The sequence below is a fragment of the Flavobacterium davisii genome (assembly GCF_042182265.1).
In the GTDB taxonomy this organism is placed as follows: domain Bacteria; phylum Bacteroidota; class Bacteroidia; order Flavobacteriales; family Flavobacteriaceae; genus Flavobacterium; species Flavobacterium davisii.
On sequence record NZ_CP097869.1, the window covers coordinates 3,345,299 to 3,358,395 of the forward strand.

The window sequence follows — 13,097 nt, forward strand, 5'->3', positions numbered from 1 at the left end:
TTGCACCCTACTTTTTTATACTTTTTTTAATTACAAAGCATTAATTTTATCAACTAATTGGTTTGCAGCATTTTCCAATTCTGCGTTTATTTGTTTAAAGTGTGCTTTTTTATTTTCAACGTTCTTTTGATTTAATTTTTCAATCAAATTATCAAAAATAACAAAAGCTTCTTCAATAATAGCATTAGTTGTATCAGTTGGTTTCCCTGTTGAAGTCATTTCATATAAATAAACCGCTTCAATAATCTGACTAATTACATAATTGATACTCTTTTTTAAATTTCTTACACTTGCCATTAGTATGTATTTTAAATTACGTTTGCAAAATTACAATTATTCTTTCGATATCTGTTAAGAAATTACAATTTCTAACAGCTTTGAAGTTCCTATTAATTGATAGTCTTTTAGAGCTGCTGGAATTAAAAAAGTATCGCCTTTACTAAACTCATAAATTTGTTCTTTTATTTTAACTCCTAAATCCCCTTCTATACACATATAAACCACAAAACTATCTACTTCGTTTTGTTTTTTATATTTTTTTTTCAATTCTATAACTTTTACTGTAAAATAGGGACTATCGACTACATTTACGGCTTGATCATCCGATAAGGTATAATCAACTTTTACTTTTTTCTTTTGATAATCTATAGCATCTAAAGCTAAATCTATATGTAATTCTCTTAGATTACCTTGTGCGTCTTTACGATCAAAATCATAAATTCGATACGTGATATCAGAGGTTTGTTGTATCTCTGCTACAACGGTACCTGCTCCAATCGCATGTACAGTGCCTGTTTCTAAATAAAAAACGTCTCCTTCTTTTACGTGATATGCGTCTAAGATAGAGGATAGATTTTTATTTCTCAAATGTTCCAAATAAGCTTCTTTCGAAGCATTTTCTTTAAATCCTACTATTAATTTTGCTTCTGGTTCGGCTTCTACTACATACCACATTTCGGTTTTACCAAAAGAATTGTGACGTTCTTTTGCTAACGCATCATTGGGATGGACTTGAATAGAGAGATCTTCTCTAGCATCTAAAAATTTAAACAGTAAAGGAAATTGCGTCCCAAACCGTTGATATACTTTATGACCGAGTACTTCTAATGGGTATTTTTCTATCAAATCGTTTAAAAAAATCCCTTTATAAACACCTTCAGTTACTTGACTAACATCTTGGTCTATAGCAGCCAATTCCCAACTCTCTCCTGTTTTTTCGGAAGGAATTGATTTATTTAGAAGTGTTTTTAAACGTGTACCTCCCCAAATTCTATCTTTAAAAATAGGTTTAAATTGCAAAGGGTATAATTCCATCGGCATTAAATCAAACTTTTTACTTTTTCAACTGTACGATCTAAATGATTAGTAGCATTCATGTCCTCAAAAATCATTTGAACTATTCCTTCTTTATCAACTACATAGGTTACTCTTCCTGGAATTAACCCTAACATATTTGATTTTACCCCAAACAGGTTACGTAATGTTTTATCAGGATCGGAAAGTAATATGTAAGGTAGATCATATTTACTTGCAAATTTTTTATGTGCCGCAATACTATCTCCACTAATACCTATAACTTCTGCTCCTATGGTTTTAAATTCTTCATATTGATCTCTTAAAAAACAAGCTTGTTTGGTACAACCGGGAGTATCATCTTTTGGATAAAAATAAATGACTAATACTTTTTTACCAAGAACAGAATTAATATAAAAATCATTTCCGTTTTGATCTTTTGCTCCAAAAAGAGGCAGTTTATCCCCTACTTTCAAACCTTTCTGCATAATTTAATTATCCTTTATATGTAACAAAATTACGTGGTGTTTCAAACAACGTAACCTCTAAATCGCTTTCTATTTGTATTCTTTTTCTAATTTTATTCCAGATAATGACTGCTATATTTTCCGCTGTAGGTATTAAATTTTCGAATTCTGGAACATCTAAATTTAAATTTTTATGATCAAACGGAATTTCTATTTCTTCATAAATTATATCTGCCAAATCTTTAATATCAATCACATAACCAGTTTCTGGATTGATAATCCCTGTAACACTCACTATCAACTCGTAATTATGACCATGAAAATTAGGATTATTACATTTTCCAAAAACTTTTTGATTCTGTTCGTCTGTCCAATCTTTTCTATATAGGCGATGGGCTGCGTTAAAATGAGCTTTTCTAGATACTGTTACTCTCATATTGTGTGCGCTTCTAAATAATGATAAAATTCATCAAAAATAATTTTGAACCAAACGGTATATTGCCCCGGATAAAGCCTTATATTTTCTTTTACGGCTTCAATAGACATCCATTTCCAATTTTCCACTTCTTCCGGATTTATAAGCGGTGCTTCATTAAAATATCCTATCATCACATGATCTAATTCATGTTCTGTCAATCCATTGTCAAAGGGGGCTTTGTAAATAAAGTGAAAAAGTTCTTTTAGCTCTGTTGTAAATCCCATTTCTTCTTGTAAACGTCTTTTCCCAGCTTCTATATTAGATTCTCCTTCCCGCTGATGACTACAACAGGTATTGGTCCATAATAATGGTGAATGATATTTGTGATGTGCTCTTTGCTGAAGCATTATTTCTCGTTTATCATTCAATATAAATACAGAAAAAGCTCTATGCAACAGCGCCTTTTCATGTGCTTCTAGTTTGGGCATTAATCCTATTACCTCATCTGCTTCATTTACCAATATTACTTTTTCTTCAATCATAGTTTTGTATTACGGGGTAAAAGTACGAAAAGTCTATCAATTACTGCGCTCTCCTTTTTATTGCCTCTTAAATGATTTTTACACAGATTTTAAACAGGTTAACACAAGAGTGATTCGACTGCTTTTATAGCGCATTTTTCTCCATCTATAGCAGCTGAAATAATACCTCCTGCGTATCCGGCTCCTTCTCCGCAAGGATACAAGCCTTTTATTTGCAAATGTTCCAATGTAAAATTATCACGAGGAATTCTAACAGGTGATGAGGTTCTACTTTCGGGAGCGTGTAAAATAGCTTCGTTGGTAAAATATCCTTTCATTGATTTTCCAAATTGAACAAATCCTTCGCGCATAATTTGGGTTAAAAAAGAAGGAAAAACAGTTCCTAATTCTACACTAGTAGTACCTGGCACATAGGATGTTTTAGGTATACTTTGTGAAACTTTTTTTTGAGAAAAATCAACCATTCTTTGAGCGGGTACTTTTTGTGTTTTACCTGCTAATTCCCATGCTTTTTGTTCAATTGCTTTTTGAAATTCCATACCTGCTAAGGCTCCAAATTTAGCATACGGTTTAAAATCTTCTATTTTTAGTTCTACTACAATTCCTGAATTAGCGGTGGCTTGATCTCTTTTTGATGGCGACCAACCATTTGTAACTACTTCTCCAGGGCTTGTTGCGCAAGGAGCTACAACTCCTCCTGGACACATACAAAAGGAGTACATTCCTCTTCCGTTTACCTGTTTAACAACAGAGTAAGGAGCTGGAGGCAAAAATTCTCCTCTAAAATCACAAGAATATTGTATTGAATCTATCAAGCTTTGCGGATGTTCTGCTCGCACTCCTAAGGCAAAAGGCTTTGCTTCTATCAATACTTTTTTTCGATCTAACAATTCAAATATGTCACGAGCTGAATGTCCTGTAGCCAAAATTATTTTTTTAGCTTCTATGATATCGCCTGATTGAGTAACCACGCCTTCTACTTCATTATTTTTTATTAGAATATCTGTTACTCGTGTTTCAAATAAGACTTGTCCTCCATATTCTTTTATCTTTTCTCTAATATCTTGGATAATTTCTGGGAGTTTATTCGTTCCTATATGAGGATGTGCTTCTATTAATATTTCAGGAGAGGCTCCAAATGCTACCAATAATCTTAAAATACGGTCTACATCGCCACGTTTTTTTGAACGAGTATATAATTTACCATCAGAATAAGTACCTGCTCCTCCTTCTCCAAAGCAATAATTAGAATCTTCATTGACTATATGATCTCTATTAATTGCTTTTAAATCTCTTCTTCTTCCTCTTACCTCTTTTCCTCTTTCTAACAGGATTGGCTTAACACCTAACTCTATTAATTGTAAAGCAGCAAACAAACCAGCTGGCCCTGCTCCTACAACAATAACTTCAGGTGCATTCTTCACATCCTGATAGTTTGGCAAAGTCATTTTATCTTCTATAATTTTTTCTCCTTGAAAATAGAGAATGACTTTTAAATTTATTTTAATTGCTTTTTGTCGAGCATCTATTGATTTTTTAAGAATTACAATATGTTGTATTTCTACAATGGATACTTGTATTAATTTTGCAATATGATTCTTTAGCATTACTTCATTAGAAGCTACCTCAGGTGACACTTGAATTTGAAGTTCTTTTGGCATTATCAATTTTTTACAATGCAAAAATACTACTTATTTTTAAGTGATTCGTTGTAAATTTGCATTTCAAAATTAACAGACGATGCCAAAACAAATAAAACTTATTTGGGATTTTAGAGGTTCTACAGCTGCTAAAATAGCTGAACATCATGAAATTCATCTAAAAGAGTATATCGATAGAGAGGGACTTCCTATTAAAATTACAGGTTTTACTGTACTAAACGATATGTACGCTATAGCTTGGATGGTTGTAAATAACGAAAATATGATTCAGGTTAGAGATGCTTTAAAACCTCACAGAGGTGAATTATTTGAATAAAAAAAACAATCTTGCTTCATTCATAACAAATAGTTTACTATTTTTGATTTTAGACTAAAAACTATGATTCACGAGATTATTAATTATTTTGAGACGATACCTTCATCCCATAGGTCTTTAATATTGTTTGGAGGCATTGCTTTTTTTTGGATTTTAGAAAGCGGTTTTCCTCGTTTTCAATTTCAATACAATAAAAGCGAACATGCTTTACTTAATCTTTTTTTTACTTTTACTACTATTATTGTTAATTTTCTTTTGGCAATACTTTTATTTAAAAGCAGCATTTGGAATACTCAAAATCATTTTGGAATTTTACATTGGTTTTCTATTACAAACTTGGGATTACAATGTATAATTGGACTTTTAGTAATGGATTTTATAGGTGCTTATCTTCCTCATTATTTACAGCATAAAATAAAATTTTTATGGCGATTTCATCTGATTCATCATACTGACACTTGGCTTGACACAACTAGCGCTAACCGTCATCACCCTGGCGAAAGTATTTTTCGGTTTTTATTTACTGCTTTAGCCGTTTTATTCACTGGAGCTCCTATTTGGCTTTTTTTCATGTATCAATCTTGTTCTGTCATATTATCTCAGTTTAATCATTCTAATATACAATTTCCTAATTGGTTAAATTCTTTACTAGCACTTGTCTTGATTACCCCTAAAATGCACCGAATACATCATCATTACCAGTTACCTTACACGAATAGCAATTATGGTAATATTTTTAGTATATGGGACCGTTTTTTAAGAACTTATACAAAATTAGCAGACGATAAAATCATCTTTGGCATAGATACTTATATGGCTAAAGAAGAGCATAATAATCTTAAAAATTTATTATCAATTCCTTTTCAAAAATATAGAGATCCTAAAACATAAAAAAATTTTAAAAAGTCATTCCTTTTTATTAATATTGGAATAAGTATTGCATAAAGTTTAATACAATTTTGTTTTTATAATTTAAAATGAGAAAAAGTAAAATCGCTGAATTAGACAGAGAAAATTTAGAAAGACTAATCAGCATGGCAAAAGAAGAGCGTAAACCCCTTGAATCAATTAAAGAAGAATTTGGAGTGGGCGAAAGTGACGTAACAGAGTTAATGCGTAAACATTTATCAAAAGATCAATTTGAACTTTGGAAGAAAAAAATAACAGCTTCCAAACCCAAACCTAAACCTATTAAAAATAATGACTTTGATGATGATCTAGACGGGAAGTATTACCTTAAAAATAAATTTGATTAATTTTAGGCTCCTGTTTTACAGGAGTTTTTTTGTTAATTTTTTCATAAAGATTACATTAAAAATTAGTAAACTAATATCTTTAACCTCAAATTACGTTTTAGAAATTTATTAGAGATAAAAGTGCCCTTGAATCTAAAAAGTACTTCATTTTTTGTACCTAATGTAGTAAAACTACGTCTACGGTAAAAAATTTCCGTGCATTTTTATCTTCTTTGTCTTTTTATCTTCATCACAAAATCTATCTCGCAATCCAGATTAACAACCCTTTTTTCCAATCTTATTATTCATCAATGAAAAAAATATTTTTATCATCTTTATTAGCATTTCTTTCTTTTAATTCTAAAGCAACTCCTTTAAAAGATTCTAAAAATCCAGAAGTAAATGTTACAATTGATTTAAACACAATACAAGACGACAAAGTCATGGTTACAGTAGTTCCTACACCGTCTAAAGAAGATGTTATTATTTTTAGCATCCCTAAAACAGTACCCGGAACCTACTCATTAGACAACTATGGTCGTTTTATTGAAAAAATAAAAGCCTATACTAATAAAGGGGAAAATTTACCTTTAGCTAAACTAGATGAAAACACATACCGCATTACAGGTGCTAAAAAATTAGCTAAAATAACTTACTGGGTAAATGACACCTACGATACAGAACAAGTTGGCGGTATAGGAGGTGACGATGTTTTTTCGCCAGCAGGAACAAACATAGACTCTAACTGCTTTGTTTTAAATACACATGGTTTTATTGGGTATTTTAGTGATAAAAAAGAAGTTCCTTATACGCTCACGGTTCTACACCCTGAGCATCTATATGGCGCTACTTCACTCACAGATAACAACTCTAGCAATCAAATAGATGTTTTCAAAACAAATAGATATGCTACTCTTATAGATCATCCCATAATGTATACAAAACCAGACATTGTTACTTTTAAGGTAGATGATATGGATATTCTCATTAGCCTCTATTCTCCAACAGGAAAATACAAAGCAGCTGATTTAGCTCCTAATATGGAGAAAATGATGAAAGCCCAAAAAAAGTTTTTAGGTCCTATAAATAATACAAAAAAATATTCTGTATTAATCTACCTTACTGATGTACAAAAACAGGATGCAAAAGGTTTTGGCGCTTTAGAACACACTACTTCTACAACAGTTGTAATGCCTGAAATGATGCCTTCTGACCAAATGGATGAACAATTAAAAGACATTGTTTCTCATGAATTTTTCCATATCGTAAGTCCATTGGGCATTCATGCTGAAGAAATTCATTATTTTGATTTTAATGAGCCTAAAATGTCTAAACATTTGTGGATGTATGAAGGTATAACGGAATATTTTGCGAATCTTTTTCAAATTAACCAAGGATTAATTAATGAGGAGGAGTTCTACAACCGTATGACTGACAAGATTAGACAAGCAGCCAATATGGATGATACAATTCCTTTTACTAAAATGAGTGCCAATGTATTAACAAAACCTTACAAAGATCAGTATCTTAATGTATATCAAAAGGGTGCTTTAATAGGCATGTGTTTAGATATTCTTATTCGCGAAAAAAGCAATGGTCAGCGTGGTGTATTAGATCTAATGCAAAAATTAAATAATGAATATGGTATTAATAAGCCATTTAAAGATGAAGCTCTTTTTGATAAGATTATAGCACTTACTTATCCAGAAGTGGGTGATTTCTTAAAAACTTACGTAGATGGACCAACTCCTATACCTTATGATAAGTTTTTTGCCAAAATGGGCATTACACAGGCACAAACTAAAGTACCTGGAAATGTTTTTATAAAAGACCAAACACCTTATATAACAGTTAACCAAGAAACGAAAGAAATAGTTATTATTCCTGGAATAGAACTTCCTGAATTTTATTCAAATTTAGGACTAAAAGGAGGTGATTACATCTTGGCTATAAATGATAAAAACTACAACTTAGACAATATTTATGATATGATCATGACAAGTCAGAGTTGGAAGGAAAATGAGAAAATTTCTATTAAAATAAAGAGAGATCAAAAAGAAATAATTTTAAAAGGAAATATAAAACTTCCTTTTGAAGATGTAACAACTTATAAAGCCACAGACGATAATAAAAAAGCTTTAAAAGAAGCTTGGCTAAAAGGATAAATCATATTTATTTTTCGTTTAAATCCTCAAAATACAGTTGAATTTTGAGGATTTTTTTTATTACATTGCGAGAAATTTATAATAAATATGTATAAAAAAATCATCATAGCAGTTTCATTTATATTTTTTTCTTCATGTACAGACAAAACACCTGTAAAAGATGAGGTAATAGTAACAGGAAATATAAGGGGATTAAAAAAAGGAAAATTATACATTCAAAAAGTAGAGGACAGTACTTTAGTTGCTTTAGATACTATTGAATTAAATGGCTCGTCTAATTTTGAAAGTTCTATTAAATTAGATTCTCCCGAAATGCTATATTTATTTGTAGATAGAGGACAAACTAACTCATTAGATAATAATCTATTATTTTTTGCTGAACCTGGAAAAATAAATATTGACACAGACCTTGAATTCTTTTTTGCTAATGCCAAAATTACAGGCTCTAAAAATCATGATCTTTATAAAGAATATAAAGACATCATTTCTAAATTTAACGAACAACAACTTCAATTACTCCAAGCTAAAATATTGGGTAATAAAGGCAATAAAAACTATAGCGCATCAGATAATCAAAACAAGCAAGACCAACTATTAAAAAGGAAATATTTATATTCTGCTAATTTTGCACTTACCCATGCGGATCATGAAATTGCTCCCTATATAGCTCTTACGGATATTTATGATATGCAGCCCAAATTTTTAGTAGAAATACAAAAAAAGATGTCACCAGATGTAGCCAATTCTAAATACGGCAAAAAATTCACCAACTACTTAAAGAAATAAAAATAATACGAACGACAATTAACTCCTTTAATTGTCGTTTTTCATTTAGATTCTTATTATCAAATGCTACTTAATGAATACACAACCCGTTAATTTACCCTTTGATCTTTTTCAGGATAACCATTTTGACTGTGCCGTTTATTTTTATAATGCGCAACAATCCAGCAAAAACATACCTGTTACCTTTACCCATAATGTTCTTTGTCTTTTATTAAGTGGCCATAAGGAAGTCATTAGTAATCAAAACAACATTTCTATACAAAACAATCAATTTTTTTTGTTGCAATCTGGAAATAGTTTAATGACGGAACGTCTGATAGGAGAATCGGGGTATAATAGTATTCTTTTTTTCTTTTCTGATCATTTTTTAAATGATTTTTTATCAAAAAAACAAATTCATTTAAAAAAAACAAATGATTTAAGCCAAACGGTACTAGATCTTCACAAAGATCCTTATGTTAGTTTATTTGAAAAATCAGTTCTTTTATTAAAAAATGATTTTAATCAATCATCCCTCCTTACCTATATAAAACTGGAAGAAATTCTATTATATTTATTACATAAAGAATCTGACCGAATTATTAATTTTTTCCAAAACACATTAAGTCGCAATAAAAATAAATCAATAAAAGATATTGTTCAGCAGTATGAGAATAATCATTTAACTGTTGAGGAACTTGCTTTTTTATCTAATATGAGTATTTCTAGTTTTAAAAGAAAGTTTGCAGAAATTTATCAAATTTCTCCAAAAAAGTACTTTATTTCAAAAAGAATGGAAAAAGCACGTAACGAATTAATTCTAAACAAAAGGCCTTCTGACATTTACCATGAATTAGGCTATGAAAATTTATCGGCATTTAGCAATGAGTTCAAAAAATATTATGGTGTATCACCTAAAAATTTTAAAGATTAAATCTGGATTACACGATAGACTTTGTAATGAAGGTGAGAAGAACTAAGAAAATAAGCACACCCATTTTTCACAGGAAATATAGACGCATTAATTTCAACAACTTAATACGGAATCTATTACTTCAATATTTCCTTTTATTCGTAATAAAATTCTAACGCGGAATCTGGATTAAAATGAACTAACAAAACATCTTTTTGAACTTTTAGCGTAATGATAGTACCCAACTTCGTTATAAATTTGCATTATAAAATAGTCTAAAAATGAAAAGAATTTTAACTCTACTTGCTTTTATTTCAGTTTTTACAGCAAGTGCACAAACTTTTACTTTAAAAAGTAATGATTTAGGTGGTCAAGCAACTATGAAACAAGTTTTTAATGGTTTTGGTTGTACAGGCGAAAATATGTCTCCTCAATTATTTTGGGAAAATGCACCAAAGGACACTAAAAGCTTTGCCATTACAATACACGATGAAAATGCACCTACAGGAAGTGGATGGTGGCATTGGCTTGCGTTTGACATTCCTGCTACGACTAAAGAATTAAAAACGGGAGCTGGAGATGTTACTAAAAACTTAATGCCTACTGGTACAATACAGAGTATTACTGATTTTGGAAAATCTGGTTACGGAGGTCCTTGTCCTCCTGAAGGTCATGGTTTTCATAAATACACTATTACTGTTTACGCATTAAAAACAGATAAATTAGGTTTAGACAAAAATGCTAGTCCTGCACTAGTGGGTTATTACTTAAATGGTAATACTCTTGAAAAAGCTTCTATTATTATGTATTACAAAAGATAATTCAAAAATACGATTCTTAAAAAAAGTGGTTGTCCAAACCATACTTCAACCAAAAGTAGACTGATTTTTTATTCAGACGATAAAAATTACATGATGCTGGATTTTATTTTTCCACAGAAAAAAGGCTACTAATATTATGATATTTCTTTTTGGGCAACCTCTTTTTATTTCTTAGTAGCTTTATTCAATTCTTCACCTCCTGGTAAATTCATTCGTTTAGTTAAAAGCGAAATTTCACTTAATGAAAAATTTCCCGTTAAAAACATCAAAACGGTTTCTTTTCCTTCCATAAAAAGTAATAACTCTGACACATTGGTACTTCCTGAAATCATTTTGGCATATATTTTGGCATTTCTCCCATTTTCATTTATACGTATCAACTCTTCTAATTTATCTCCATATTGATCTACACTAGTACGCATATCAGAAGTTGTTTTAGGATGCGTTGTTTTGAATACTTTTAAATAATCTAATTTTTTAATTAAATTTAAATAAGCTTGATCTTCTTTTGTTTCCATCTTGACTTTACTCATTAACTCAAACATCTTGTCATTTACAACAACAGAAGAGACATTGCTATTGCCTTCAAATCTATCAAAAGGGGTTTGCGCTATACTCACATAAGACGAAAGCATTCCTAAAAGGAACATTATTATTTTTTTCATTTTTATTGCTTTATTTTTTTTGAATAGTTTGCTTATGTTCTTTTAATCTCTGAGCATTTTTCATGCCAGAGTTCAATTGAATTGACATCAAATACAAGGCTTTTTGTGTTTCCTTATAAGCTTCTTCAGGGGATTGATAGGTTCCTAAGAAAGTTTTTTCCTTCTTTATATTCTGTGTTTTAAACCAATAATAGTAACTCCCAAACGCTACCGAACCAACTATAAATGTTAAAAACCAAAATAAATTTCGATTTTTTATTTTTTCTTTACGCATTTGATCTAATTTTAAGCTCATAAATTTACATCATATCTTTTTATAAATGAAAAAAAATATAATCCAGCTTTTCATCATTCTAACAGTTGGCACACTGTTTAGCTGTAATGATTTAGATGATCAACCTCAATATAGTGAGTTAGATGCTCATAATTTTATTTGGAAGGGTTTGAACAAATATTATTATTATCAAGAAAATGTAGCAAATTTGCGTGATGATCGTTTTGGTTCTCAAAACGATCTTAATTCTTTTTTGAATACTTTTTCAAAACCTGAAGCTTTATTTGAAAATTTAATTTACGATCGAAAAAACGTCGATAAATTTAGTTTTATATCTTCTAATTATACTATATTAGAACAGCTTCTTTCTGGAACGAATGATAGTAATGGTATGGAGTATGGGATTAGTCCTAAGAATGGTAGTAAAACTGAAGTTTTTGGCTGGGTAAAATACATCATGTCTAATAGTGATGCTAGTACAAAAGATCTAAAACGAGGAGATCTTTTTTATGCCGTTAATGATATACCCCTTACTCGTAGTAATTATCGTGAATTGTTATCTAAAACAAATTACACTTTAAATTTAGCATCGTATGATGGAGGTGCTATTACATCTAATGGAAAAACAGTAGCATTAACTAAAAAGGCGTATTCTGAAAATCCTGTTTATATTACCAATATAATAGAGGAAGGAAATAAAAAAGTGGGCTATTTAATGTATAATGGTTTTTATACATATTATGAACCGCAATTAAATGAAGCATTTGGTAAATTAAAAGCAGCTGGAATAACTGATTTAGTACTAGATTTACGTTATAATTCAGGAGGATCGGTAGCAACCGCTACTCGTTTAGCCAGTATGATTACAGGACAATTTGAAGATCAAATTTTTGCTAAAGAACAATGGAACTCTAAGATCAATAGTAAAATAGATCCTAATAGGTTATTAAATAAATTTACCTCACAATTAAAAAATGGTACTTCTATTAATTCATTAAATTTAAATAAAGTATATATCTTAACAACGGGCAATACCGCCTCTGCTAGTGAATTAATCATTAACTGTCTAAAGCCTTACATTCAGGTAATTCAAATAGGGACTACTACTACAGGCAAAAATGTGGGGTCTATTACAATGTATGACTCACCAGACTACACAAAACGAAATTTGAATCCAACGCATAGATATGCTATGCAATTAATTGTTTTAAAAATTGTTAATAAAGTAGGTTTTGGAGATTATGAAGCGGGTATTACGCCCGATGCGACTAATATATTAATGGAAGACATAAGTAATCTAGGTATTTTAGGGAACAGCTCTGAACCTTATTTAGCTAAGGTAATGAGCTTAATTAAATCTGGTAATAGAATTGGTATTCAAAAACCTCAATTTAAAATTGGCAATGAAATTATGGATCTTTCTAAACGTGATTTAAAATATGAAATGTATATAGATTAAACAACGCTCTATAACTACAAAATTATTTTTTATTCAAAAGTAAGGAGAAATCACAAAATAACGATAATGTGATTTCTCCTATTTATTGAAGTAATGAACTTAT

At 30.3% G+C, this 13,097-nt stretch carries 16 protein-coding genes; 8 read left to right on the forward strand and 8 right to left on the reverse strand.

What is annotated here, in order from left to right; all coding sequences use genetic code 11:
- Positions 1-30: 30 nt before the first annotated feature.
- From NAB20_RS14315 to NAB20_RS14340, 6 genes are all read right to left on the reverse strand, one after another.
- A complete protein-coding gene (locus tag NAB20_RS14315; protein ID WP_088391535.1) occupies positions 31-297 on the reverse strand; it encodes a hypothetical protein in 267 nt (88 codons plus the stop codon).
- Positions 298-351: 54 nt separating this feature from the next.
- The gene (locus NAB20_RS14320) at positions 352-1,320 is read right to left on the reverse strand and encodes a type I phosphomannose isomerase catalytic subunit (protein WP_105195916.1); all 969 of its coding nucleotides are present in this window, start codon (positions 1,318-1,320) and stop codon (positions 352-354) included.
- Positions 1,320-1,781 carry a peroxiredoxin gene (locus tag NAB20_RS14325; RefSeq protein WP_088391539.1) on the reverse strand — a complete coding sequence of 154 codons (462 nt, stop codon included), beginning with the start codon at positions 1,779-1,781 and terminating at the stop codon, positions 1,320-1,322. Before NAB20_RS14325 ends, NAB20_RS14320 begins: the two co-directional genes overlap by 1 nt.
- Before the next feature lie 7 nt (positions 1,782-1,788).
- Complete coding sequence (locus tag NAB20_RS14330; protein WP_088391541.1) at positions 1,789-2,196, reverse strand: 6-carboxytetrahydropterin synthase; 408 nt, start codon at positions 2,194-2,196, stop codon at positions 1,789-1,791.
- The gene (gene idi, locus NAB20_RS14335; RefSeq protein ID WP_375605282.1) at positions 2,193-2,720 is read right to left on the reverse strand and encodes an isopentenyl-diphosphate Delta-isomerase; all 528 of its coding nucleotides are present in this window, start codon (positions 2,718-2,720) and stop codon (positions 2,193-2,195) included. The genes NAB20_RS14330 and idi overlap by 4 nt, the downstream gene beginning before the upstream one ends.
- Before the next feature lie 98 nt (positions 2,721-2,818).
- Positions 2,819-4,381: an NAD(P)/FAD-dependent oxidoreductase gene (locus NAB20_RS14340; protein ID WP_088391545.1), complete on the reverse strand. Its 1,563-nt coding sequence runs from the start codon at positions 4,379-4,381 to the stop codon at positions 2,819-2,821.
- A gap of 79 nt (positions 4,382-4,460) precedes the next feature.
- Here NAB20_RS14340 and NAB20_RS14345 point away from each other — a divergent pair, with 79 nt between their 5' ends.
- The 7 genes from NAB20_RS14345 to NAB20_RS14375 all read left to right on the forward strand — a co-directional run bounded on the left by NAB20_RS14345 (position 4,461) and on the right by NAB20_RS14375 (position 10,596).
- The gene (locus tag NAB20_RS14345; RefSeq protein ID WP_088391547.1) at positions 4,461-4,697 is read left to right on the forward strand and encodes a hypothetical protein; all 237 of its coding nucleotides are present in this window, start codon (positions 4,461-4,463) and stop codon (positions 4,695-4,697) included.
- Positions 4,698-4,763: 66 nt separating this feature from the next.
- Positions 4,764-5,588 carry a sterol desaturase family protein gene (locus NAB20_RS14350; protein ID WP_164849048.1) on the forward strand — a complete coding sequence of 275 codons (825 nt, stop codon included), beginning with the start codon at positions 4,764-4,766 and terminating at the stop codon, positions 5,586-5,588.
- A gap of 86 nt (positions 5,589-5,674) precedes the next feature.
- The gene (locus NAB20_RS14355) at positions 5,675-5,953 is read left to right on the forward strand and encodes a TIGR03643 family protein (protein ID WP_088391551.1); all 279 of its coding nucleotides are present in this window, start codon (positions 5,675-5,677) and stop codon (positions 5,951-5,953) included.
- Between the two features lie 290 nt (positions 5,954-6,243).
- Positions 6,244-8,097 (forward strand): peptidase M61, encoded by a 1,854-nt coding sequence (locus NAB20_RS14360; RefSeq protein WP_127822755.1) that lies wholly within the window; start codon positions 6,244-6,246, stop codon positions 8,095-8,097.
- Positions 8,098-8,184: 87 nt separating this feature from the next.
- A complete protein-coding gene (locus NAB20_RS14365; protein ID WP_105195912.1) occupies positions 8,185-8,883 on the forward strand; it encodes a DUF4369 domain-containing protein in 699 nt (232 codons plus the stop codon).
- Positions 8,884-8,956: 73 nt separating this feature from the next.
- Complete coding sequence (locus NAB20_RS14370) at positions 8,957-9,796, forward strand: AraC family transcriptional regulator (RefSeq protein WP_105195911.1); 840 nt, start codon at positions 8,957-8,959, stop codon at positions 9,794-9,796.
- Positions 9,797-10,056: 260 nt separating this feature from the next.
- Positions 10,057-10,596, forward strand: coding sequence for a YbhB/YbcL family Raf kinase inhibitor-like protein (locus NAB20_RS14375; protein ID WP_127822754.1), 540 nt, complete (start codon positions 10,057-10,059; stop codon positions 10,594-10,596).
- Between the two features lie 164 nt (positions 10,597-10,760).
- Here the strand turns inward: NAB20_RS14375 and NAB20_RS14380 are convergent, their stop codons facing one another.
- Both NAB20_RS14380 and NAB20_RS14385 read right to left on the reverse strand, forming a co-directional pair.
- Positions 10,761-11,261: a DUF4252 domain-containing protein gene (locus NAB20_RS14380; protein ID WP_375605283.1), complete on the reverse strand. Its 501-nt coding sequence runs from the start codon at positions 11,259-11,261 to the stop codon at positions 10,761-10,763.
- A 10-nt stretch (positions 11,262-11,271) separates the two neighbouring features.
- Entirely contained in the window at positions 11,272-11,556 is a 285-nt protein-coding gene (locus NAB20_RS14385; RefSeq protein ID WP_235877550.1) for a hypothetical protein, read from the reverse strand.
- A gap of 25 nt (positions 11,557-11,581) precedes the next feature.
- Between NAB20_RS14385 and NAB20_RS14390 the strand changes: the two genes are divergently transcribed.
- On the forward strand, positions 11,582-12,994 hold the full coding sequence (locus NAB20_RS14390; protein ID WP_375605284.1) for a S41 family peptidase: 1,413 nt from the start codon (positions 11,582-11,584) through the stop codon (positions 12,992-12,994).
- Positions 12,995-13,097 lie beyond the last annotated feature (103 nt).